Origin of the sequence: Cocleimonas flava (genome assembly GCF_004339015.1) — a bacterium.
GTDB classification, from domain to species: domain Bacteria; phylum Pseudomonadota; class Gammaproteobacteria; order Thiotrichales; family Thiotrichaceae; genus Cocleimonas; species Cocleimonas flava.
Genome location: NZ_SMFQ01000003.1, coordinates 381,477 through 407,038 on the forward strand (window position 1 = coordinate 381,477; position 25,562 = coordinate 407,038).

Below are 25,562 nucleotides of genomic sequence, written 5' to 3' on the forward strand. Positions count from 1 at the left end.
ATATAGTGATTGTAATACCTTGTGTCAACCATTCAAACACGAAAAATCATCACTTTATTAAAGATAAATATTCAGACAAGAGCAGACGTAAGAGGTAAAACATTTTATAATTGTTCGGTTCACTTCCACCATTAAATAAAAATAGAAATTATAATTATGAGTCATCAAAGTTTTGACCCTGCAGCATTTAGAGATTTACCCAAACTACAACGGGCACTGATTCAAATCCTTGCGATTGTTTATGCGCCTGTAGCTGCAACACCATTAGCCAGTTGTGCTCATCGACTCGGCATTGATGACCCAAATATCAACGATAGCTTCACCTTGCACAGTTTACGCCCTATTCTTGTCGACCTGATTCATGATAACTGGGTAGAAGGTAGTCAAGGCAAGTACATGGTGCCAGCCGAGATTCGTGATGATATTTTGTTAAACGCTATAGAAGAAGGCGTTTTTAATGCTTACGCCGATCAGGTGTTACAGTCCTTTTCCGCGACCGAATCGTTTGGCCGTATTCTCTGGCAAAGTGTTGAACACGGTCTTTCACACGCCAGAATTTACCTGTTTCAAGGTAAAACAGAGAAACTTGATCATACCTTAGCTCTTTTATTTGAACGCTATCAGTACCGCGAATCAGAGCTAATCAATCCCGGCTTTTACCCTTCGACGTTTGGTTCACCTGCAAATCCTAAATTATTGTCTGTGCTCAGTGATGAAATGTTCAGCATGGCTTTTATCGGTCTCTCTGAATACAGCCTTGATGGCTTGCATAAACAATCAGAGTTGTGGGAGCTATTAGAAGAAAGAAAACAAAACATACCTAATTTAGCCAGTTTTGAATTCCAGCTACTGGAACCTCAGGCGAGATACAGCATTCTTTCAGGTAATTACGAGTTATTTCCTAAATTACCACCTGCGACAAGTACACATACCAGTTCGATGTTATCGAATGATGAAAACAAAACGTACGACGATCGTCATATCTTCTGGCACCTGGCTAATTCTGCAAGGCAACTGGTTCACTCGAATAATGAAAGTGCTATACAGGCATACGACAATGCCACCGATATTTATCGCGAGGTGTATTCAAAACGTAAAAACGCTACGGTACTTTTTGGCAATGAATTAGAAAAGTTCTACCTACTTGCTTTAATTACCTCTGGTGATACACAAAACTTGGCTGTTGCACAAAAAATATTCAAACTATTAGAGCAGGATATTGACCACCAAATTCTAAGTGCCTACACCGACACCGCGGTCTCAGGCATATTTAACTTTAATGCGTCATTAAAAGAACTTGAAAGCAATACATACAGTGTTCTTTTCTATGCACTTATTAAACACTGGTTGGGACAAAAGCTCTCTGACGGTGTGCAAGATATTCTTGAGGCTAAATATAACCGTGCCAGTAATGGCCAGTACCTATGGTTAAAAGCTGAATACGCACATGCACTGGGTCTATTTGCAGAGAAACAGGAAGACCAGGAAAAATTCAAACAGGAAGCTGAAAAATTACATCAGCAATTAAACACATCAACACTATTCGACCTGGTTAAACCACAGGCAGAATGGGAACGCGCATTAAATGCAATGAATCAATTAGTCAGCACCGACAAACCTTTGGGTGGCGCTAATGATGAAGAGCGCGTTGTGTGGATGTTAGACGTTGATAAATACAATGAGTATTCCCTTACACCTAAATTACAGAAACGCACTGCGGCTGGCGGTTGGACTAAAGGACGTAATATTGCACTCAAACGTCTTAAGAAAGAAAGACAGGAATTACCGCAACTCAGTGAACAAGACCTTGATTTAGTATCGGCTATTTTTGAGCAACCAGACTACGATGCTTACTATCACCGCGGCCCACAATTTACACTTGATCTCAATAGTGCATGGCCAAAGTTGGTCAATCACCCAAATTTATACTGGGATGGCGCACGCAATACGCCGATTGAATTATCACAAGGTGAATTCGAATTACTCGTTAGTGAAGAAAACGAAAATTTACGTATAAGCTTTTACCCTGCTTTCGACAATAGTCAGGAAGACAGCCAGTACCTTATTGTCAAAGAAACGCCGACACGACTTTGTATTTATCAAAAGAATGAACAGGTCATGCGTCTCAGTGAAATTATTTCTAATGGCATAGTCATACCGCGTGAAGCTGAAAAAGATTTGCGTGAGACTTTGGGTACATTGGCACCTATGATCAGCATTCAGTCTGATCTGGAAGGTGTTGTAGATGCAGAGGAAATAGAACCGGATTCACGCATTCACGCCAACTTGCTGCCTTACGGCGAAGGATTAAGAGCGACATTACGTGTAAAACCCTTCGGAGAATTTGGTGCGTATTTCCCTCCCGGTCATGGACGCGCAAAACTATCTATTGAGCACGAAGGACAACGTTACAAAACTACCCGTGATCTGGAGAAAGAAAAAGACTTACTGGATTCTCTGCTTCAACATAGCAGCATACTTGGCGAAGAAGATGAGTTTAACGATGAATACCTGTTAGATGAGCCGCAGGATTGTCTGGAATTACTAGAGCAACTCCATAGAGAAGCCGCTGCTGGTGAAGACGGCGAAGAAGCCAATGTAATAATTGCATGGCCTGAAGGCGAAGTAATGCGTATCGCATCGCACTTTGATACCAATAATTTACGCCTAAGCATCAATAAAAGTGGCGACTGGTTCAGCCTTGAAGGCACTGTATCGACTGACCCTAACCTTATCGTTTCGCTCAAACAACTATTGAATTTGTCAGCCAACAATAAAGGTCGCTTCCTGAAGATGGAAGATGGTCAGTATTTATCACTGACGCATCAGTTTAGAAAGAAGCTGGATTCTATTCACCGTTATGCCGAAATAGATGGCGATGGCGCAAGAATTAGTGGACTTGCCTCGTTGGCCTTAGAAGACTTAACCGATATGGTTGGCGAACTGAGTGTCGATGAAGCGTGGGAAAAACATATACGCAATATCGAAGAACTCGACGATCACAACCCTCAAGTCCCTTCTACCCTCCAAACTGAATTACGTGAATACCAGGAAGATGGTTATAAATGGATGAGCCGACTTGCCAAATGGGGCGTAGGCGCATGTTTAGCCGATGACATGGGTCTCGGTAAAACCGTTCAAACCATAAGTATTTTACTAGAGCGAGCCAGCCTTGGACCTGTTTTGGTTGTTGCACCTACATCGGTGAGCAACAACTGGGAATCTGAAATACTTAAATTTTCTCCGACATTGAAACCGCATTTTTACCGTGAAGGTTGCCGTAAGACGCTACTAGAAAATGCAGGCGCATTTGACGTCGTCATTGCGAGTTATGGTCTGCTACAACAAGATGCTGAAGAGTTTATCGAGAAAAAATGGGGAACAATTGTTCTCGATGAAGCGCAAGCGATTAAAAACATTAACGCAAAACGTACTAAAACAGCTCATAAATTACAGGGTGATTTTAAACTTGTAACAACCGGTACCCCCATCGAAAATCATTTGGGTGAATTATGGAGTATTTTCAGATTCTTAAATCCTGGTCTACTTGGCACACAACAGCAGTTTATGCAGTACTACATCAGCCCTATTGAAAAGGACAACGATGCGGATGCGCGTAATCATCTAAAGAAACTGATTCAACCGTTTATTTTACGCCGCACCAAAACTCAGGTACTAGATGAATTACCACCTAAGACTGAAATCACGGTAGAAATTCCGCTATCTGAAGGTGAGCGTAGTTTATATGAAGCGGTTCGTAGCAGCGCACTTGAAAACCTTGCTCAAGACAAGAGCAAACCACAAAGTGGTGAGCACCTGAAAGTACTTGCAGCGATTACCAAACTTCGTTTGGCCAGCTGTCATCCGAAACTGGTTATGGAAGACTCGACGCTATCCAGCAGTAAACTTGATCGCTTTGGTGAGTTGCTAGAAGAACTGATCGAAAACAACCACAAGGCCTTGGTGTTCAGTCAGTTTGTGAAATACCTATCCATTATCCGTGCCTATCTGGACGAACGTGGAATCAAATACCAGTACCTAGATGGAAGTACGCCGGTCGCACAAAGAAAGGCTCGCGTAGATGCTTTTCAGGATGGTGAAGGCGAGTTATTCCTTATCAGTTTAAAAGCTGGTGGTTCTGGTTTGAACTTAACTGCTGCAGATTATGTTATTCACATGGACCCATGGTGGAACCCTGCCGTAGAAAATCAGGCATCGGATCGTGCGCATCGTATTGGACAAACACGCCCTGTGACAATTTATCGCCTTGTTGCTGAAAATACGATTGAGCAAAAAATCGTTAAATTACATCAGCACAAGAGAGACTTAGCGGAAAGCTTGCTGGAAGGTTCTGATATGAGTGGTTCTATGAGCTCTGATCAAATGCTGGAATTGATGCGAGAAAATTAACAAGTTTGTTTTATTTGGCCTGACTAAATAACAAATTATGATAATAACTTGCTAAAAAAGGCTAAGAAGAGAAAATATAAAAAATCACCCTATCTTGGTATGAAATTCAAATCAGGATAGGGTGACCAAATACTAAGAAGACTATTGCGAGTTTTCATTTAGTAAAGACTACTATATACACAAATATTTTCTCTGCAAGGTAGAGTTTCCTACCTGATAGTTTTAGATTATAATCCCATTTAATTATTCTTTATGAGTAAAAGTTAATGAGTATTGATGATAAAACTACTTTCATTAGAAATGATTGTTTCATTCAACAGTTATACGACAACGATTCACCTTCAGGTAAATTCTCATTACTAGAAAAAGAAGTACGTAAAGCTGGCTTTAATGCAGCGCTGTATACCTTCATACCCAAGCTATCTCAACTTTCAAACTCGTTAGAACCCGTATTTCAATACTCGAATATCTATCAACAAAGAATGCGCGACTATAAAAATAACCAAACGCATAGAGACGACTTTGTAATCAGACTATTTAAATCAGGCAACACACAGTGCATTGATTGGTGGGAGATATCAAAACAGATAGAGCTCACAAAAAAAGAAAAACACGCAAACCATAAAACGAAAGAACACTTCGGGGTCAGTAGAGGAATCTCGTTTCCTACGCTAAACAATGATATGGGCATCGCCTATGTGAGTGTTATCAAGTTTAAAGATAACCCTTCTAACAACAACGTAAGTTCCGAAATGTTAGCGTATTTGAATCAGTGTTCTCAGGTCTACCACGATCATGCCATGACTCATCAAGACCTTCGTTATCATTTTATTTTACCCATATTAAGAACACTCACCCCGAAAAAAGTAACACTCATTGAATACCTTATCTCAGGCAAGCCCATTAACTGTATTTCGAAACATGAGAACATCAGCACTCGTTATGCCGAGAAACTATTAATAGAGACACGCAAACAATTTGGGAATATTTCCACTAACGAATTGATCTATTTAATGGGTTGCCTAAACATAGCAGACTATATCTAAGCAAAAAAAGTGCCCCAAAGTGGGGAGGTGCCTACGATATAACACTGTTAAAAGACGATTAGAAAAACGACAATAAAGAAAAGGTCACCCCCCTACTTTGAGGCCTTTTTATATTTATCTTCCTTCGCAATACGACGTAAATTGTTTAACGTATGATAAGGAATATCCACAGCCAGCGAGTTAACCAGCCACTTGGGAATATTACCCCCGGGATCAACACTCATCTGATACAGTATTTTTAATTTGCCATTCTGCAATGGCGTTAATTCCCAAAGACCTTGCATCTTGGAAATTCTCACAGTCTTTGGCAGTTTCTCGATCAATGCTGGTTTTGAGACAAAAGTAATAGTGATCTGATTACTTGTCTTATTTTGTGTTTTTACAGATTGTACAACACTGTCGCGATCAATAACTGGCCATGGCATATCAGTGACTATATGATTATAAATCTCTGTCTCACTAACGCGTTTTATGGTTTTAGCGCTTTTGCAATTATGCACCCATCGAGGATACGAGCTAGTGTCCGCAATTACTGACAACACCGAATTAAGTGGATTATCAACAGTTACCACGCCACGGAAGGACTTTAACGGTGAACCCTTGGTTTTTGACACAAACACCTGAATATTATCTTCTTCTTTTTCTAGGTACCAATTATCCTGCGTAGCAAATATTGGAACTGAAAAAATCAGCAGCATTGAAAATAGAAAACCGAGTTTAGTATAATTTTTAATCATGTCTTAGTTTTAACATAAATTAACACCTTAAAATCGATTTTAACTAAATACCAAGATATTAATTAAGGTGTGTACCCATGATTTTTCTATTCAACTCTCCCCGCACAATCAAATAACTGCATATAAATTCAGTCAAAGATTTAAACATTTATAAAATACTTATAGTGATTAGGCGTATTTAAAGCAGCTTAAATGAGATGAGTCACTGATACTGTGACTCTTTTGCAACTCGGCGTAAATTTTGTAATGTATAAAATGGAATATCAACCAACATCGAATTTACCAACCAATTGGGAATACTGCCACCCGGATCAACACTCATCTGAAACAGAATATTTAAGCGCCCATTATGCAAAGGAGTTAACACCCACAAGCCATTAATATTAGTGACTCGGATTGTATTAGATATTTTACCAATCATGCCTGGCTTCTCAGAAATCCTGATCGTGACTGTTTTAGTCGAAGGATTTTGTGTTTTTATTGATTGAATGATGCTGTCTCTATCAACAAATGGCCATGGCATATCAGTAACTACATGACTAACAACTTCGTTGTAGCTCACAAACTTAACCATTTTGGCACTCTTGCAATGATATAACCAACGTGGGTACGAAGGCGCATCAGCAATGACAGATAATACAGAATGTAAAGAACTATCAACGGTAACCACACCACGAAAAGTTTTAATAGCCGAGCCTTTTACCTTGGCAATATACACATCAATATTGTCTTCTTCTTTTTCTAACAACCAAGGATTTTCAACCCCAAATATTGGGGTTGAAATAAACATAGCTAAAGAAAAGAAAAAATAGTGCCTAATGTATTTTTTTATCATGTGTTATTTTAACAAATCGGCACGATTTAATCTGATTTAAGCAAAACTCGGAAACTTATTTACCTGTGCTTCGATCATACCCGCATAGATACTATCGCTATCACCTTCATAAACCATCGCAGACGAAAGCTTACTCGCGAGGATAGCGTATTTCACTTTTTCCGGAAGCTTCGTTAGTCGAGTTTTAAATGCTTCGTTTTCACCAATCAAATGCGGCATGTGTAACAGCATCGCATTCTGGAACACCGTTCGATTACTTAAGTCAGGATTATTAGAAAAATAGCTAAAGATACGAGCATAGTGTTCATTAATCTCACGACTAATATCGTTAGAAATATCAGTGTATGGAATAGCCCCGTTATTTTGCGCGTATCGATCAAGTATCAATGTCGCTTCTCTTTCAGCCATTTCATTTAACTTGGCAATAACATCTTCTACATACTCGTCTTTATGGGTTAAGAACTCTTCTTCACTCAACATAAGATTTGCGATAATTTCGTAGGACGATGAAATAACACCACACTTATTCGCCGATGCATCACGGATGATAACTGTGCCCAGTCGCTGCAATTCTAAACGTGCCACTGGCGTGATATAAGAATTTGCGCCTTCAACAATAACCTTGGCACTTGGTTCACCTTGAGCATTTAAATAGCGCTGGTAATTATCCTTATCGATAGTTTCAGGACGTCCGCCGGCAGGAATAAATAAGTCTGCCTCGACAGTAAACGCCAAACTATTAAACTCTTTATAGAATTTATCCGTAGAAATCCATTGCTCTTCCAGACCACCGTCCGTCATCACCACTTTCTTGTAAAGTTCTAACATGCCTTCTTTACGCGTTTGATTGCGGTACAGTAAAAAACCACCGAGATGTAATGACTCAGGGTCAAAGCCTTCGAGATCAGATTTTAATACCACTTTATCCAATGCCGTAACATCCAGACCAGCAGGATCAAACAAAGCACCAGAACCATCAATAATGAGTTTGATCTTTACCTTGGGACAACGATCCATCAATAAGCGCATGCCATTACCTGCAACATCACCATTTGGACCACCGGTGAACTTAACGCTGAATTCATCCTTATGCATATCGATGCCTAATGACTTCATCGTTACTTCTGCAAAACGGATCACACCGATAGACGTCACCCCATAATCTTTATGGTTGATACCGACTTTTTTACTCGACATTACACCAGGACCTAATAGGTAACCTCGCTTAACTGACTGCTTTGCGATAATCTCTATCATCACATCGTGCATATTCTCATCAGGACCCAGTTCGATAGGTTCGTCTTCTGCATAGTAATCCACAACTTTTGGATTTTTCGCTATACCATCTTCGGTAACAAAAAGATCGAAGAATGCATTGATAAATGCAAGCTGGAGTTTGTATAGGTGCTGGCGATTAGATTCTGCGTTGCTATTGCTATCGACACGCAATACCGCAACCATTTTAGAACCACCTTCATAGATATCTTTATTCTTAAGGTGTTGCGTATGTGCCAGTACGTAGTTTTCTTTAAACATTGTATTGGCACTGGTTATATAGTTATCACGTCCCTGGGTGATAATGGTTCTCCAACCACCACGAGCGATATCAGAGAAGCCGATGTGATACGCAATTCCGTTTCTACTATAGAAGAAAGTGACACGATAAGGTCTATCTACTGGTAAATCTTCCGTGAATCTTTCACCCAGTTCTTCGAGATATTCAGGTGATAATCTAAACGATAAAGCATGTTTTTGCTGCACAAAGAAATTCGTTTTCAGTGTGTATTTAATAAACGATAAACCACAGCTAAAAACGGTTCTGCGGAAATCATCCAGGAATTTACGTCCTGAATTAAGTTCTGTAATAGCAGCAGTAGTGGCTGCTAGTTTTTCAGCATAGACAGTTTCCCGATCCGTTTGCTTGGGATCAAAACGCGCATAAAACAAATCGACTAACTGCGTAGTGATTTCCGGGTGGTTATGAAACGATCTGCGTATGCCTTCAAGAGTGAAACTGTCTGGATTGTTGTGTGCCAGATTGGTATGACAAAAGCTGATCATCGCATCAATCATGCTGGCATCAGTTCCAGAGGTAATTCCTTTTTTTACCAGGGCTTTATAACTACGGGAGCGAGAAGAAAGAATCTGGGTGTTATAAATCTCTCGCTGTAAGGTTAAATACAACTCACTGTCCTTACTCAAGATTGAGTTATCTCGCGGGCTTACATAAAACGTAGAGAGAAAATAAGGATGAATGCCATTACTCAAGGTCAAACTGTAAGAGCGTCTGAGTGAAATATTCAAACGATTAAACACTTCTAATATCTGCGCCACATAGCCTCGAGATGGAGGGTTAGAAATTCCGAAAAGAATACGGTATTCCTTATCATCCCCCTGAGATTTAACACTTTCCAGATCCAGATGAATACCGTCATTAATATCCGTTTGTGCATACAAGCTTATCAATCGAGCGATTCGACCCGGAGGAGACACATGTACATACTCAGGACTATTGGCGAGTACAATTTTCAAATACGATTCAACATCTACCTGTCCACAATCAACGCATGTTTTTTTCAGTTCTTCTTTTATGGTGTTAACCAAGGTGTCATCGGCAAGTAAAGTACCATCAACAGCATCCTGTTCCAGAATTTGTGCTATGTCACTTTCAGATTTTGAGGAATAATCAAAACGCAAAGCCTCTAAGCCATGCTCTGTATCTGTAATCTTATTTCTGGAAGTCGTTACCTCGGCATAAGAAATGTTTTTTTCAGGGAGCTCTAACAGTGTTCTATATAAGGAGCCTCTTTCATTTATCTGAGCCAGCATCGTAAGTTCTGGCTTATCGACAAGCAGTAAACGCTTGTGATATTCCATATTGTGAAGACTTTTGGTTAATAACGATAAAGCTTCAACTTCAGCCTGATTGAAAACGAAAAAAAGCGGATGCATTTCTTTCTGTAGCCATTCTAGATTTTCATCAGTTTGTTTTATCTCGTTCGAGATATCACGCTTAATCAACTGAGTAACAGAATCACTATTTTTTTGAAAATTCATAACCTTGGGACCTTGGTGGTTTTATAGTAGTTTAAAAAGACCATATAGGTCTCATATACTCAAAAGGCAAACCCAAAACTCATATTTCACCACTTTAATGCTATTTATTAAACAATACTATAATCATTGAAATCATCATTTAGTTTTCAGTAAAAATAATCAAAATTAGCGGCAATAAATTCCATTAAATTTTGATAGTTAAACTACACTTTGCTTCCTTTTCTTTTTTAAACATACCCACATAAATTTTATAGTGCGCTGGATATTTCATGATGACAAAAGTAACTGTACTTTTACTAATTTTTCTCGCCGCTATTTGGGGAAGCTCATTTATATTTATGCGCGCAAGCGTTGAATCTTTTGGGCCTGTAGGTTTAATAGCTCTACGCATTATTGTTGCCGCATTGTGTATGTTTGTCTTTTTATTAAAGCGAAGACGGTTTCTGGAGTTTATAAAGCATTGGCGAATCCTGTTAATCGTTGGCTTATTAAACTCGGCAATACCTTTTCTCTTTTTAGCCTACGCGAGCCTTAACCTCACGGGTGGCACTGTGTCTATTTTGAATGCCATGACACCAGTCTTTACGGCATGGATTACGCATATCTGGCTGCATGACAAAATGACGAAGTTGCAGTTCTTAGGGATGTTCCTGAGTATTACCGGCCTGGTTTTCCTTGCCTGGGATAAAGTCAGTCTGAATTTAGCCAGTTGGTTACCGATTCTGTCTGGCGTATCTGCTGCAATATCCTATGGTATTGCGACCAATCTTGCCAAAAGATACCTTGCTGATGTTTCGATTATGACTTCAACATCGGGCAGCCTGTTCTTCTCCGCTATTTTTATGAGTCTATTGCTCATTCCATTCATGCCAGATGTTCATAATATTCCATCAATTCACTGGATCTATGGAATTGCGCTAGGATCATTATGTACCGCGCTTGCCTATATTATTTACTTTAATCTAATTAAATCCATCGGCCCAATGAAAACCGCCAGTGTCACATTTTTAATTCCTATATTTTCATTCATCTGGGGATATTTGCTACTCGGCGAAAGAGTGACACTAAGAATGTGGATAGCTACCGCAATCATCCTATGTGGTATGTGTCTTGTGATGGGACTAATCAAAAAAAGAAGCCCAAAACTATAAGTACTGTTTGTTAATTTTAAGTTAATAAGAATATGCGATAATCTTACCTAAAATGCTATCAGGTAAGATCATGAAGAGACCCATACTCGTTTTATCAATCACTGTAGTTACATTGCTTTCTGCATGTTCCACACAACAAGTAGTTGGTAGCGCCATTACTGTTGCGAAAGTACCGGTTAAAGCTGCAGGTGTTGTCGCAGGAACGGCTGGTAGCATCGTCGGTGGAACTGTGGGTGGAATAATTGCAGGCGGAACGGGAGCAAGGCTTGGAAGTGCAGCGGGTAGTGCAGCAGCCAAGAAAGCCGCTTCTTTTTAAGAATATTAAATAAGGTAAGCCACCTCCCTACTTTGGAGGCTTTTTTTATTTGTCATTTGTTCTAGTGATTAAAGCTAGCGTCTTTAATCTAGTTTTAAAAACCAGCTTTAATAATCCAGTGTCTTTAGATAAGAAATCACTTCGTCATAGCTACCTTTAAAACTAATCCGGTCTTTCTTTTTAGCGCTTTGATAATCATACATAGGGTCGTAATAATCGATCAATAATGATTTAACCAGAGGAATAAATCCTTCGACCGATCCTGTTTTATTCCTGAGTGTAATCGCTTCTTCCATCTGGGTTAACGCTTCTTTATAACGCACACCACCCAAACGTTTTTGAATTTTCCCTAAGCTATTGATGAGATGCTCAGATAGTTTTTCAGCGCCTAATTCTTCACCATAAACTTCATTAAAAGAGTGCTGAGTATCCAGAATATATTCTTCGATACTCACTTTATTACGCTCTTCTTGTGAGACTTCCAGCATGACCAATTTAGACGTTTGCATTACGTCAAAGAAAGCTTGTGGAATACCCACCGAACCAACGTTTCTAGCTTCATCTTCTACAACCAGAAATTTATGTCCTGCAGCTTCTGCTTTGAGTAGCTGGACTGCAAGTGCATTCTCGAAATTAATCGGTGTTGGCTGCGGTGTAGCCGTTGGACCAAAAGCTGATCCTCTATGATTTGCCAAGCCTTCCAAATCAATGCTATTAGGTAATTGCTTTAACAATCTGGTTTTACCAGATCCGGTTCTTCCTCCCAGCACAATCACCGGAATTTTCTGACTAATACGTTCAATGCTTTGAATCAGAAAAGTTCGCATGGCTTTGTATCCGCCATCGACACGAGGGAAAGGCTGCTGACCGTCCTCGAGACTATCGGCAATCCATTGCTGTGATATTTGCGAACGCAACCCACCACGAAAACAATAAAGCACACCATTAGGATTATCGCTAAAAAACCGATTCCACTTCTGTGTTCTTCGTTCTCGTATTTCAGGCGTAACTAATTTGGATCCTAAAACAATCGCTGAGTCTTGACCCTGTTCTTTATACCGTATGCCAACTGCTTCGCGTTCTGCATCATTCATCAACGGTATATTGACTGAATTGGGAAATGCACCCTGATTAAATTCTACAGGAGCGCGTACATCCAAAAGTGGAATATCATTCACAAAAATATCTGTCAGGTTATTTACACTGGGTAAATTACCTTTGGGCAGCCCTTCTATCTTAAGGTCACTCATGAATTTGGATCATAGCTTGTGACTCAGCATCAGGATTTTTTTCAGTGAGATAACCGATTGCTTCCAACGATAAGCCGGCAGCTTCAATAACAGCATGAAAAGATAGCTCATCATTTTCATCAACGGCGATCAGCAAGCCACCACTGGTTTGAGGATCACAAACGATTGATTGTTGCGTTGGCGTCATTGCACTTATGTGCTCACCGTAACTATCGAAATTTCTTTGCGCGCCACCTGGCGAACAACCTTGATTGAGGTATTCCATCACGTGTGGCAATAACGGTAATTTACTGTAATTAATCACCGCATGAAGACCACTACCTTCACAAACTTCGCGTAAATGACCACCTAAACCAAAACCCGTTACATCTGTCAGTGCAGTCACACAATCAAGTTGTGCGAGCTTTTCACCAATGCTGTTTAATTGACACATCGAATCAGGCGCAAGGTGAGCATGCTCATCTTTAATCAATTTCTTCTTTTGGGCCGTAGATAAAATTCCGACACCCAAAGGTTTGGTCAAATAAAGTTTATTTCCCGCCTTGGCAGTTGAGTTTTGTTTGACCTGATTGCTCGCAACGGTTCCAGTAACCGCCAAACCAAAAATAGGTTCTGGAGCATCGATACTATGACCACCCGCTAATGACATTCCCGCATCTTTACACGCCTGACGTCCACCTTCTATGACTAACTGTCCTACCTCTGCCGGTAATTTATCTAAAGGCCAGCCAAAAATAGCAATTGCCATAATCGGTTTACCACCCATGGCGTATATATCACTAATGGCATTGGTGGCAGCAATGCGCCCAAAGGTGTAAGGATCATCCACTATCGGCATAAAGAAATCTGTGGTACTGATGATTGCGGTTCCATTGCCCAAATCATAAACAGCAGCATCATCACGGGTGCTATTTCCTACAAGTAATGACTCATCAACCATTGGTGGAATATCACTTTGTAACATCACATCTAAAACTGCCGGTGATATTTTACAACCACAACCAGAACCGTGACTGTACTCAGTCATTTTTACATCAGCAATGTTGATTTGAACTTCGGAATTATTCATAGAAATTGTCTAACTTATTAATGGTAGTCGGATTATACTCGCATTTATACTAAGATGAATCTATCAATGAGTAACTAAGCCTTTAAATAAGAACTTATAGACATATACTTATTTGAAGCAACACATTGTTGATTAACACTTAAACCCTATTAGAATTTACTAACAAAATTATATGCCAACATTACTGATAACAGGTGCCAATCGAGGTATCGGACTCGAACTCTGTAAACAATACGTCCAACAAGGATGGCGAGTATTCGCCACCTGTCGTTCTCCGGAAGATGCGAAGGAACTGAATCAACTCGTAGCTGACAATAAAGATTTATTGAGTGTCCATGCGCTGGATGTGAGTAATGAATATCAAATGTCCGAGCTGCAAAAAACATTGAAAAATGTACCTGTCGATATCTTGTTAAACAACGCAGGTGTCTATGGTTATGGCGCGACAGAATTTGGCAAAACACAAAGTGATGCATGGGATGAAGCTGTTGAAATAAACTTGCTTGCGCCGATGAAAATGATGGAACATTTTGTTGAAAATGTCGCAATAAGCGATAAGAAGATCATCGCCAGCATCAGCAGTAAAATGGCGAGTATGGAAGATAATACTTCAGGCGGCTCTTATGCCTATCGTGCCACTAAAGCGGCATTAAATGCCGTTATGGTAAGTGCAGCACATGACCTTAAGCATCTGGACATTACATCTTTGATTTTACACCCAGGCTGGGTTCGTACAGATATGGGCGGACCAAATGGTGAAATCTCAGTGGAAGAATCTGCAACCTTGCTTAGAAAGAATCTAACAGATTGCACGATTGCAGATAGCGGCTGTTTCCTCGATATCGATGGCAGCATAATCCCCTGGTAAAAAACAGATGAAAAAAGAAAAAGTCATAGTCGGCATGTCCGGCGGCGTAGATTCGTCTGTTGCTGCCCTGCTTTTGATTGAACAAGGTTATGAAGTTGAAGGCCTGTTCATGAAAAACTGGGAGGAAGATGATTCCGCTGAATATTGCTCAGCCACCGTCGATCTCGCTGATGCACAATCGGTCAGCGATGAACTCGGTATCAAATTACACACGGTAAACTTTTCGACCGAATACTGGGACAATGTATTCGAATACTTTCTCGAAGAGTATCGATCAGGTCGTACCCCTAATCCAGACATCATGTGCAATAAAGAAATCAAGTTTAAAGCATTTCTGGATTTTGCTCTCGACTTAGGTGCCGATTACATTGCGACTGGCCATTATGCACGCGTTGATAAAAGTGGTACTGAAGTTAAAATGTTAAAAGGGCTTGATAATAATAAAGACCAGACCTATTTCCTTTATACCTTACAACAACATCAATTAATCAAAACCTTGTTTCCCATTGGCGAACTAGAGAAATCAAGAGTGCGTGAACTGGCAGAGAAAGCTGGCTTCGATACTGCTACCAAAAAAGACAGTACAGGTATTTGCTTTATTGGCGAGCGTAAATTCACCGAATTCTTACAACGCTTTTTACCTGCACAACCGGGCAAAATCGTGACACCAGAAGGTGAAGAAATCGGCGAACATCAGGGATTGATGTATTACACCTTAGGCCAGAGACAAGGTTTAGGTATTGGAGGTTTAAAAACCTCATCAGAAGCGCCGTGGTTTGTAGTAGATAAAGACTTAAGCAACAACAAACTGATTGCTGCTCAGGGTCATAACCATGAACTTTTGTTGAAACAACAACTCAAAGCTTCTCAGTTACACTGGGTCAGCGGCAAGGCGCCGAGCGAAACTTTTAAGTGCAAAGCAAAAATCAGATACCGCCAAGAAGAACAAGCCTGTACGGTTGTGATTGATGATTCTGATACCCATAAATGCATAGTGTGTTTTGAAAAAAAACAGCGAGCAATGACACCAGGTCAATCCATTGTCTTTTATGATGAGAATATTTGTCTGGGTGGTGGCATCATCGATGAAATTAAAACCGAGTGCGATTAATCGTTCGTTTAGAAAAAACATAGAAGCGACTAAAGCCATAGCCACCCAGCATAGTAAACAACAAGATCAATTAACCAGTATAGATAAAAATAGGTAATTCAATCCGTGGAATCAAATACACAAAATCGTGCCATAGCCTTAGCTGCAGTTTTTCAATGCGTTGATGGTGTTTCTCAAGTGGCCAATACTGGCAAGGTAGACGACACTTTATTCAATACCTGTATCAATAGTGTATTAAACGATAACGCGGGTACAGCTGTTGAGTTATACGGTAGCTTAGACAACTTAAAGACTGGCCTGACATCCATGCTGTATCAATTAGGCTCTGGGCAAATGACCCCTGATGGTAAAGCCAAGGATATGGAGGCTACACGTTACGCTCTAGGCTTGCTACACCTTGAAAAGAAATTAAACAATAATCCTGAAATGTTTCAACAACTCCTTCAGGGAATCCAAGACACACAGAAAAAACTAGAGTTTTTCGATGTCGGCCATGAAAACATTACTGCTTCACTTGCTGAAATTTATACCAATACCGTGAGTAAAATCGGGCCAAAAATCATGGTAAAAGGTGAGCAATCTCATTTAGCAAATCCTGCCAATGCCTCTAAAATAAGAGCATTATTACTCGCGGGTATTCGTGCTGCATTATTATGGCGCCAAGCTGGTGGCAATCGTTGGAAGTTACTGATTGAGCGCGGCAAATTACAAAAACAGGCAGACAGCTATTTAAACAGTTTGTAATACCCGTCTATTAACCCTATTCAAAACAGCTCAACTGCATTTACGAATAGAGATTAGTACCATCTGGCAAACGCTTAAAACGCTTGTAAGACCAGCTGTATTGCTCAGGAAACTTATTGATCATCGTTTCAATCTGACTATTCATGGCATTACATGCAGTCACCAGATCTTTATCGTAAAGTGCTTTAACCCCTTCTTCGATATGAAGGTAATAGCCGTTACGTTTTCTCTCAGCGGCGATATAAAGCACAGGCGTATTATGACGCGCAGCCAATTTTGGCATTAGATTGGTGGTATAAGCCGGTTTACCAAAGAAGTCCGCATAGATTCCCTGATCCCTTCGCGGCTCCTGATCCGGCAAAATACAAATGGATTCCTTATTCGATAAGGCTTTGGTTAGCTCGCGAATTCCTTTAAACGTACTTGGGACTAAACGTGCTCCGGTAGATTGCCTACCTTCCACAACCAATTCATTCAATGCGGGTAAATTGAGCGGACGATAGGCACTGGTTGTCTTGGTATGCATTGCCGTGATTAGACCAAGATACTCCCAACTCCCCAGATGCAGTACCACAACAATCAACCCATCGCCTTTTGCATAGGTAGTTTTGATTGTGTCTAAGGATTCCGGGTTTAATAATAAAGAAGCTATCTTATCCTTACCGGCCTTCCACAAAGTGGGGGTTTCAAGCAAGGCTTCCGCACTGGAACATAATGCTTCACGCCCTACTTTCGTTTTCCATGCTGTAGATTTATCAGGATAGCAGCGATCAAGATTAAGTAAGGTTCTCTGACGCATATTTGCAGAAACGTACCAACCGATGAAGCCGATGATTCGCCCAATTCTTTGATTAACACTCAGTGGTAAATAACTGATTAATTGTAGTGATGTATGTGCCAACCAATTTTTCAAAATCTAAAACTTCCTTTATTTAAAACGTGTTATATAAATAATTGAGTAACTATAACTGAATATCTGAAATGTAAATCAGGCTTGTGAATCTGCTTACGAACGATAGGCAACCTGTAGACATATTCAATCGAAAAAGGCCCTATCTTATAGGCAATATCACCTCGGTCAATAGGTCTGCTTGATCTGTGTTGGCCGGATCATTTAAATAAAACTCATATCCTAAAGGATTTCGGCGTGTTTTGATTCTATGATTGCCACTATATGCCATAGCAGTAGACCAGGCATTGCCTAAGTGCTCGTAAAAACCGGTATGCGTAATTTTTAAACCATTCTGCTCTTTTAAAAAACCGGCTATAAGTGGGGGGGTGACTTCCATTTCTTTATTAACCGGAACAGCACAGACAAAACTCGTCATTTTAGATAAGGGATCAACACTCTTCACTATTTTAAGCGGTGAAGAGGTTAGTGATATATCTTGCTCTTTCATATAATTAAACAAATAACTGAAATCATCCCTCATTACTTGTGACAAATCCGTAATCGCACAGGTTCTTTCTAGACCAATAAAGTGCTGCTCTTGAATTTTTGTCTTACCCTCTATCTCAACCTTTGAAGAAACAGTGCCTGTCTCTAAGTAATCCTTCAGCATTTTCAAACCACGCTCATAATCCATGCCTATATGGGCTTTGATTTTCTTCGCTACAAAGAATAACAAGAAAGGAAAATGACTGTTCATTGTCCAGGTAACGCGTGTTGTCGATTGATCCTGCTTCTCTAGATCAAAGAATACTTTTGCAGTAGAGGTAAAGGGGCGTTTAAATTGTAAATCCATCGCTAATTGTTGATCTGTGATTTCTTCCAACACCATCTCACCGGCACCCACAAGCGTGCCATCCCAGTTATAACTCGCACCCACTTGAGATTGTGTATCACTATAATTTAGTTGGCTATCAGGCTCCATTATCAACCAGGGAGACCAGATCGGCCATTGACGAAAATCTATTAATGACGCCTTCACATCGGCGATGGGTTTATTAATAACGGTTGAACGTTTCACTTGATACGCAGGCATATTCTTTCCTTGAAATTTTTATTAATTATAACCAAAAAAAACGCCTATAAGTGGGGAGGTGCCTTTAAATATTTGTCTTAATGTAAAGTATCTGAGCATAGATTTTATTTAATGTTACAGAGTTATGATACAGTTTAAAAATGAGCAATTTACCCGATAAAAAAGAACAAATCATTCAAGTGCATGCCAGCCTTATCAATATGGTTGTACAAACGCATTTAAATCCACAATTAAGACCTCAGCTTAGCGAAGTACTTAAGACCAGCGCGGCTAACGGCTGGCAAAACCTGGTTTTGAGAATCTATAAAATACTTGAAGGCGATCGTTCAACATCCTTACTTAACGATCTGGATGAAGAAGATGGAATCATTATAGATGCCATTTTAAAAGGTATACAAAACCCAGCTACACTACCCGACCCAACAGCTAAAAATGCGAATCCAACGATGGCTGCACCAGGTATTGCGCACATGGTAAATGAAGCAAGCAGAGGAAGTACTCAAGCCCTGACGCTTCTATCGACCATGGCTGAACAAATGAGTCACGCTGGAGGAGATTTGACGATTTTAGCTGCCATTATGAAAAAATTAATCGACGGAGAAAGAGATCCAGAGATTTTGAGCAAAGGCATGGGAGCGCAAGGTGAGAGTCTGGTGAATGCAATTCTTGAGGAGCTTGCCAAGTTACAGATTCATTAAACTGATATTGTAGTGAGTCAAAACGCTTCCAGTAAAAATTAACCATAAAAAAAGGCTAGTAAAAACTAGCCTTTTTTTATCATTTATCAGCCCTTACTTTTTTAGTGCTTCCTGCAATTTAGTAAGACCTGCGAAATCGCCTTTCGCTGCAAGCGTTGCTTGCTCATTCCAGGAATCCATCGCTTCTTTATTGTTGTTTAAACGCGCTCCAGATTTCTCAAGCATTTCACGAAGCTCATCATCGTCCGTTTCAGCAAGTTTAGTGAAAGTATCAATACCTAAACCTTTCAGTGTCGCTTCCATGCTTGGGCCTATTCCACTGAGTTTAGTGAAATCATCACCGGTCTTTTTAGCTTTTGCTGCTGCTTTTTTCGGTGCTGCTTTCTTGGCAGTAGCTTTTTTCGGCGCTGTTTTCTTAGGTGCTGCTTTAGCAGGCGTTTTTGCAGCTGCTTTTTTTGGAGCAGCAGTAGTTGTCGTGGCAGTGCTTACAGATGCTGCTTTTGTGCTACTTGCGGCTGTAGTTGCTGCTGAAGCAGTAGCTTCATTCAATCTGCTTTGTAAACGATTGATTTCTTTTTTTCGTTCTTCTAGTTCGGACTTCAATGAAGAACAGTCTGATTTATCGCCACCTTTTAACCAAAAAGTATAGAACAACCATTCTGCAAGCCAGCCGACCAATATACCTAGAACAAATGCACCCATTACAAACTCCTGAATATGAAAGTAATTAACTCTTTCTATTGTCACACAAACACCCATAAAACTTCAAACAAATCACTTATTTTTTAATTATTTGCTGCTTCTTTGGGCAATTTATTTCTTATTTGCATACTTTGTTAATTATTGTAAGCCGATAAACGGTAGTTAAAACCCGAATAAAGAGTAAGTGGTAGTAACCATTACCATGACAGGCTGAACCTGCAATAAATATATCATTAAAATATCTTGCTTGAATCACACTTGCTAAAGTCTGTTAAATTTCAATGAATACATATTCTTTTATAGTCACTATTTTTTCGTTTGCTATGATCTCGATCATCGGCACACATGAAAATACATCCGATATTTCAGCAGATAACTTAACGAATACATCACGCTATTCAAACATAGTTACAATCAAATCTATTTTAAACGAAAAAGATGCGTTTGATCTTTTTCATGATGAGTTTTCAGCAACCAGTATGTTGCATGATCAAATGGCAATAAACGAGCTTACTGAAGAAACAGAAATAATTGTAGAATTAACAGCACAATCAACAAAGAATATCTCAGAATTACATACTGTACAGACTGTTGTAGCTAGCTCTCCAAACAGATCTCAAAAAGCAAACCGTAACAATCATCGCTTAGCATTCTACAAGCAGCTAAATGCAAAAAACGAATCTATAAAGTCCAAAGAAAATCGTACAATTTCTGATTTAGAAAAAGAAAGTACTGCAGCAGAGTTAACCTTCAACTTTAACAAGCCTACGGAAGTAGCGCCTTCTACAACTTCAAGCGCTGCTTTATCTGTTACTTCAAAAAGCACCAAACAAGATATCAAAACTGCAGCCAAGATTTCGAAAGTTGCTAACGTTGATTATTGGGATACGGTTCATTCTATCGAATCCAAGCAGGGCAAATTACTTTACAGACCCAAAAATAAAAGTAGAAGTTGTACCTACACTACTTCGCCTTGTGGTCATCATCAATTAACGGTTCAGGCGTTAAAAGACATTGGCTGTAAATCACTTCAATGTCGTAAAGATCGTTTGGACTATGCAAAGTCACTTGCCATGAGCAAGAAGCTATTAGCGAAAAATGAAAAACGTTTGAAGAAGAATGGTTATCAAAACCTGGAAGATTATCAGAGATACTTAATCCACCAACAAGGCGCTAGTGGTATTAAAGTAATACTGGGTGCAAACAAAGGTGAGAAATTATTAAACAAAACTATCAAGAAAAACATGGCGAATAATTCGCCTTACAGTTATCGGCAACTTAATCGTATGGGTAGTCGTCTAGCTGCCAATATATTCCTCAGTCACTGGAAACATAAGTGGGAAGAAGAGAAAAAACTGGTTGCAGGAATTAATCTGGCATCTAATCAAACGCCTAACGGATATAACGCGAATGATGACCAGATATCGGTAGAATCCTTCAGCCTACCCCTATTTAATGAAAATGAGATACAATTGGCATTAAACTACAAATTCTAGAAACATAGGCTATGTTCTAGTTTAATAAGAGTTTTTACACATAACCCCAACTAATCTTTAAGTCATTACAATGAAAATAATAACAAAAGTTCTGATTGAGAAATCAGCTTTTATATCTTTGGTATTAGCTACAAGTATTTTATCGTTTGCAGTCACAGCAAACGTAGAGGCGACCCAGCCTGCAAATACTGCGTCAACTCATCAACACTATGATCCTCAGCTTGATTTAGACTTATCTTCATTGATATCTCGTTACGCACTTACAGGAACCCCCAAAGCTGATCACCCACTACCTAATATTGAAAGCCCTAAAGCCCAGCTTGGGATGAAACTATTCTATTCAAAAACACTGGGTGGAGATAACACAACAGCCTGCGCTAGCTGTCATCACCCAATGTTAGGTGGCGGTGATGATTTATCGCTTTCAATCGGGGTTGATTCAAAGAATCCGGATGTACTAGGCTCTGATCGTAAATTGATCGGCAAAAAACACGCTCAGGTCCCTAGAAATGCCCCAACAACGTTTAATGTCGCTTTCTGGAAAAAAGTCTTATTCCACGATATGAGAATAGAACGTGTCGGCAAGTATGACATTCATACACCTGATATGAGCTATCCAAAACCGGATGCACTCGCGGGTGAGACTCTAGTACAGGCTCAGGCACGCTTTCCGATAACATCGGTCGAAGAGATGCGCGGTGGTTATTTAAACGATTCACATAATCAAACACTACGCAGAGCGCTTGCATCAAGACTTCAGGAAAACTGGCTGGAAGAATTTAGAAAAGGCTTTGAAGATCCCAATGGTAATGTAGAAGATTTAATCACCGAGCAAAACTATTCAGAGGCTATCGCTGAATACGAACGTTCACAGGTGTTTATCAACAATCCCTGGAAGGCTTATGTAGAAGGCGACAAACAGGCTATTTCTGCATCAGCGAAGAAAGGTGCATGGTTGTTTTATACCGATCAGAAAGACGGCGGTGCTGGTTGTGCATCTTGTCACTCAGGTGATTTCTTTACCGATGAGAAAGCCTATAACACTGCAATACCTCAAATAGGCGTTGGAAAACAGAACGGCAAAACCGGTAATAATGATTACGGATGCAGTTTAATCACAAACAATCCAAAAGATAAATTCCGTTTCCGTACGCCATCACTGCTTAATGTAGAGATGACAGGCCCTTGGGGACACGACGGCGCATATACATCACTGGAAGCTATTACTCGTCACATGCTGTCACCTGTAGAGTCTGCCAAGCGTTATGAGACTAAACAACTTAAGCAGAAATCAATCGATACACGATTTGTGAAAGAAAATACTTTAGAAGCAATAGCAGAAGGCATTGATTTAAAGGCAAAACCAAATCTAGTTGAGGACGACGTTACCCATCTGGTAAGTTTCTTAAAAACTTTGACAGACCCTTGTGTCAAAGATCGTGCCTGCATGTCTAAATGGATACCCGATGTGGGTGATAATGATCCAGACGGACAAATGTTACATGCGATTAATGCGAGAACTGGTAAACCTCTGTAATGGGTGTAATAGCCTAGTCGTTATTGGCTATTGATAAGCCTAAAACACTGCTCTCCAATTTTTTAAAAGTCCCCTTAATGTTACTTATATTTAAATAGCGTTGAGTTCTTCTAAAGACCAACGTGGTTTGGGTTGAATTTCCGCAGGTTCAGTTTGCCCCGCCTGTAAACGTAAAGCGCCAGCGTAAGCAATCATAGCGCCGTTATCAGTACAATATTTCATCGGAGGAAAGAATACATCTGCCGGAAGTTCTTGCAGTTTTTCTCTGAGTCGCTTATTTGCCCCAACACCACCGGCGATAATTAAACGCTTCGCTTCGGCATCTTTTAAAGCACGCTTACATTTTATGAATAAGGTATCGACAACCGCTTCCTGAAAGGCGTGAGAAATATTTGCTTTAACCTGTTCAGTCTTGGTCGATGAATTCCAGGTCGTTAATGCGAATGTTTTCAAGCCACTATAACTAAAATCTAATCCGCCCTGGCGAATCATGGGACGTGGAAAGTCATACGCACCTGGCTCACCTTTTTCTGCTAATGCAGCAAGTACGGGACCACCAGGATAACCTAAACCTAGCATTTTAGCCGTTTTATCGAAGGCTTCGCCCACCGCATCATCCAAAGATTCACCCATTATTCTGTAATCACCGATGGCTTTAACTTCTACCAACATGGTGTGTCCACCTGAGACCAGCAAAGCAACAAAAGGGAAATCTATGGTTTGGTTTTCATCAAGCATCGGTGCCAGTAAATGACCTTCCATGTGATGTACGCCAACCGCTGGAATACCTAGACCCCACGCTAACGAACGCCCTATAGAAGCACCTACCATGAGTGCACCGATTAATCCGGGGCCGCGAGTATATGCAATGCCATCGATATCTTTAAAACTAAGACCGGATTCTTTCAGCGCAGCTTTAATTAAAGGCGTGGTTTTTTGGATATGATCACGTGAAGCAAGCTCAGGCACAACCCCACCGTATTCAGCATGTAAGGCTACCTGTGAATATAACTGATCAGCGATAAGACCTTTATCAGTATCGTAGATTGCGATGCCGGTTTCATCGCATGATGATTCAATGCCTAGAACTTTCATAAATGCGCTTACATATCCTATTGATAATAATCAGGTAAGAAACAAGAAAGCTATTCTACAAGGTAGTCTAGCTTTCAGAAAACATTTTTTGAAATGTAACAAATACCATTAACTCTGATTAGAGCTCGATGTGTTTCCGCTACTTTTCTTTTTGGCTTGTGCGTTTTGACCACCACGTCTACTCGAATTCTTATTACCGCTTTTATTCGCGTTATTACGATTTCTGTAATTGGTTTTCTTATTTGGGCGACCACTACCACCCCCCGGCTTACGGGCAGGTTTTTGCTGGTCGTTCAGTGATGTTACAGGAACATCGTGATCAGGCTCAAAACCATCGATTAACTTACGCTCTAATAAGCGTCCAATTAATTTTTCAATATCTCTAAGTTGTTTGATCTCATCAGCGCTGACTAATGAAACCGCCTGACCTACTTCTCCAGCGCGTCCTGTACGACCAATTCTATGTACATAATCCTCAGGAACATTTGGTAGATCGAAGTTAACAACCTGAGGTAACTGGTTGATATCTATACCTCTGGCAGCGATATCGGTTGCTACCAACACTCGCACATTATTCTTTTTAAATGCGGCTAATGCTTTTGTTCTCGCACCCTGGCTTTTATTACCGTGAATGGCTACTGCAGTAATCTGGTTCTTTTCTAATTGACGAGTAAGTCGATCAGCACCGTGTTTGGTACGTGAAAAAACTAATACCTGTTCCCAATTATTGTCATGTATCAGGTGAGCCAGCAATTCTGACTTCTGCTTTTTATCGACAGGACAAATCCACTGCTTAACCGTATCTGCCGTTGTATTTCTTGGTGTTACTGAAATCTCAACCGGATCATTCACCAATGTCTTTGCCAGTTTGCGAATTTCATTCGAGAACGTGGCTGAAAATAACAAGTTCTGTCTTTGACTAGGCAGATGGTAAATGATTTTACGGATATCGTGGATGAATCCCATATCCAACATGCGGTCGGCTTCATCCAGTACCAAAATTTCTAAATCATCAAACTTCACTGCTTTTTGATGATGTAAATCCAGCAATCTTCCCGGTGTAGCGACCAGAATATCTGTACCGCGTTGAAGACGTTTAATCTGCGGGTTAATTTTCACCCCGCCAAAAACAACCGTAGAGGTCAATTTTAAGTGTTTGCCATAGGCTTCAACACTTTCCTGAATCTGTGCTGCTAACTCACGGGTTGGTGTGATAATTAAGGTTCTAACCTGTTTAGCTTTGGGTGGCTGACCTTTTCTGAGTAATTCTAGTATCGGTAAGGTAAAACCTGCTGTTTTACCAGTACCTGTCTGTGCTGCAGCCATTAGATCTCTGCCTTTTAATACGGCAGGAATTGCTTGTGCTTGAATGGGTGAAGGTTCGGTATAACCTTTTCGTGATAGTGCTTTTAGGATGTCTTCTGACAATCCTAGGTCTTCAAATTTCATGATAAT

20 protein-coding genes are annotated in these 25,562 nt (G+C 40.2%); 10 read left to right on the top strand and 10 right to left on the bottom strand.

Annotation, left to right across the window (positions count from 1 at the left end; all coding sequences use genetic code 11):
* Positions 1-156: 156 nt before the first annotated feature.
* Together EV695_RS07730 and EV695_RS07735 are read left to right on the top strand one after the other, a co-directional pair.
* A complete protein-coding gene (locus EV695_RS07730; protein ID WP_131905369.1) occupies positions 157-4,410 on the top strand; it encodes a DEAD/DEAH box helicase in 4,254 nt (1,417 codons plus the stop codon).
* 266 nt (positions 4,411-4,676) lie between these two features.
* Positions 4,677-5,456, top strand: coding sequence for an autoinducer binding domain-containing protein (locus EV695_RS07735; protein WP_131905370.1), 780 nt, complete (start codon positions 4,677-4,679; stop codon positions 5,454-5,456).
* Positions 5,457-5,548: 92 nt separating this feature from the next.
* On the opposite strand, the gene EV695_RS07740 is transcribed toward EV695_RS07735, so the two are convergent.
* The 3 genes from EV695_RS07740 to EV695_RS07750 all read right to left on the bottom strand — a co-directional run bounded on the left by EV695_RS07740 (position 5,549) and on the right by EV695_RS07750 (position 10,085).
* Positions 5,549-6,193 carry an START domain-containing protein gene (locus EV695_RS07740; protein ID WP_131905371.1) on the bottom strand — a complete coding sequence of 215 codons (645 nt, stop codon included), beginning with the start codon at positions 6,191-6,193 and terminating at the stop codon, positions 5,549-5,551.
* Between the two features lie 202 nt (positions 6,194-6,395).
* Complete coding sequence (locus tag EV695_RS07745) at positions 6,396-6,983, bottom strand: START domain-containing protein (protein WP_165874650.1); 588 nt, start codon at positions 6,981-6,983, stop codon at positions 6,396-6,398.
* Positions 6,984-7,064: 81 nt separating this feature from the next.
* The gene (locus tag EV695_RS07750; RefSeq protein WP_131905373.1) at positions 7,065-10,085 is read right to left on the bottom strand and encodes an NAD-glutamate dehydrogenase domain-containing protein; all 3,021 of its coding nucleotides are present in this window, start codon (positions 10,083-10,085) and stop codon (positions 7,065-7,067) included.
* Between the two features lie 269 nt (positions 10,086-10,354).
* Here EV695_RS07750 and EV695_RS07755 point away from each other — a divergent pair, with 269 nt between their 5' ends.
* Both EV695_RS07755 and EV695_RS07760 read left to right on the top strand, forming a co-directional pair.
* Complete coding sequence (locus EV695_RS07755; protein ID WP_131905374.1) at positions 10,355-11,236, top strand: DMT family transporter; 882 nt, start codon at positions 10,355-10,357, stop codon at positions 11,234-11,236.
* 70 nt (positions 11,237-11,306) lie between these two features.
* On the top strand, positions 11,307-11,552 hold the full coding sequence (locus tag EV695_RS07760) for a hypothetical protein (RefSeq protein WP_131905375.1): 246 nt from the start codon (positions 11,307-11,309) through the stop codon (positions 11,550-11,552).
* Between the two features lie 107 nt (positions 11,553-11,659).
* Here the strand turns inward: EV695_RS07760 and mnmH are convergent, their stop codons facing one another.
* Together mnmH and selD are read right to left on the bottom strand one after the other, a co-directional pair.
* Positions 11,660-12,802, bottom strand: coding sequence for a tRNA 2-selenouridine(34) synthase MnmH (mnmH, locus tag EV695_RS07765; protein WP_131905376.1), 1,143 nt, complete (start codon positions 12,800-12,802; stop codon positions 11,660-11,662).
* Positions 12,795-13,871 carry a selenide, water dikinase SelD gene (gene selD, locus EV695_RS07770; RefSeq protein WP_207907007.1) on the bottom strand — a complete coding sequence of 359 codons (1,077 nt, stop codon included), beginning with the start codon at positions 13,869-13,871 and terminating at the stop codon, positions 12,795-12,797. The genes mnmH and selD overlap by 8 nt, the downstream gene beginning before the upstream one ends.
* A 172-nt stretch (positions 13,872-14,043) precedes the next feature.
* On the opposite strand from selD, the gene EV695_RS07775 reads away from it, so the two are divergent.
* From EV695_RS07775 to hflD, 3 genes are all read left to right on the top strand, one after another.
* A complete protein-coding gene (locus EV695_RS07775; protein ID WP_131905377.1) occupies positions 14,044-14,739 on the top strand; it encodes an SDR family oxidoreductase in 696 nt (231 codons plus the stop codon).
* 7 nt (positions 14,740-14,746) lie between these two features.
* The gene (gene mnmA, locus EV695_RS07780; protein ID WP_131905378.1) at positions 14,747-15,850 is read left to right on the top strand and encodes a tRNA 2-thiouridine(34) synthase MnmA; all 1,104 of its coding nucleotides are present in this window, start codon (positions 14,747-14,749) and stop codon (positions 15,848-15,850) included.
* Positions 15,851-15,955: 105 nt separating this feature from the next.
* Complete coding sequence (gene hflD, locus EV695_RS07785) at positions 15,956-16,594, top strand: high frequency lysogenization protein HflD (protein ID WP_131905379.1); 639 nt, start codon at positions 15,956-15,958, stop codon at positions 16,592-16,594.
* A 40-nt stretch (positions 16,595-16,634) separates the two neighbouring features.
* Here hflD and EV695_RS07790 read toward each other — a convergent pair whose 3' ends face one another.
* The gene (locus EV695_RS07790; RefSeq protein ID WP_165874651.1) at positions 16,635-17,507 is read right to left on the bottom strand and encodes a lysophospholipid acyltransferase family protein; all 873 of its coding nucleotides are present in this window, start codon (positions 17,505-17,507) and stop codon (positions 16,635-16,637) included.
* A gap of 139 nt (positions 17,508-17,646) precedes the next feature.
* Positions 17,647-18,579 (bottom strand): SRPBCC family protein, encoded by a 933-nt coding sequence (locus EV695_RS07795; RefSeq protein WP_131905381.1) that lies wholly within the window; start codon positions 18,577-18,579, stop codon positions 17,647-17,649.
* A gap of 140 nt (positions 18,580-18,719) precedes the next feature.
* On the opposite strand from EV695_RS07795, the gene EV695_RS07800 reads away from it, so the two are divergent.
* Entirely contained in the window at positions 18,720-19,277 is a 558-nt protein-coding gene (locus EV695_RS07800; RefSeq protein WP_131905382.1) for a hypothetical protein, read from the top strand.
* A 93-nt stretch (positions 19,278-19,370) separates the two neighbouring features.
* Here the strand turns inward: EV695_RS07800 and EV695_RS07805 are convergent, their stop codons facing one another.
* Positions 19,371-20,024, bottom strand: coding sequence for a hypothetical protein (locus tag EV695_RS07805; protein WP_131905383.1), 654 nt, complete (start codon positions 20,022-20,024; stop codon positions 19,371-19,373).
* A 236-nt stretch (positions 20,025-20,260) separates the two neighbouring features.
* On the opposite strand from EV695_RS07805, the gene EV695_RS07810 reads away from it, so the two are divergent.
* Together EV695_RS07810 and EV695_RS07815 are read left to right on the top strand one after the other, a co-directional pair.
* The gene (locus EV695_RS07810; protein ID WP_131905384.1) at positions 20,261-21,475 is read left to right on the top strand and encodes a hypothetical protein; all 1,215 of its coding nucleotides are present in this window, start codon (positions 20,261-20,263) and stop codon (positions 21,473-21,475) included.
* Between the two features lie 70 nt (positions 21,476-21,545).
* Positions 21,546-23,012: a cytochrome-c peroxidase gene (locus EV695_RS07815; RefSeq protein WP_131905385.1), complete on the top strand. Its 1,467-nt coding sequence runs from the start codon at positions 21,546-21,548 to the stop codon at positions 23,010-23,012.
* 90 nt (positions 23,013-23,102) lie between these two features.
* On the opposite strand, the gene tsaD is transcribed toward EV695_RS07815, so the two are convergent.
* Both tsaD and EV695_RS07825 read right to left on the bottom strand, forming a co-directional pair.
* A complete protein-coding gene (gene tsaD, locus EV695_RS07820; protein WP_131905386.1) occupies positions 23,103-24,107 on the bottom strand; it encodes a tRNA (adenosine(37)-N6)-threonylcarbamoyltransferase complex transferase subunit TsaD in 1,005 nt (334 codons plus the stop codon).
* A gap of 108 nt (positions 24,108-24,215) precedes the next feature.
* A complete protein-coding gene (locus tag EV695_RS07825; protein ID WP_131905387.1) occupies positions 24,216-25,556 on the bottom strand; it encodes a DEAD/DEAH box helicase in 1,341 nt (446 codons plus the stop codon).
* Between the last annotated feature and the right edge of the window lie 6 nt (positions 25,557-25,562).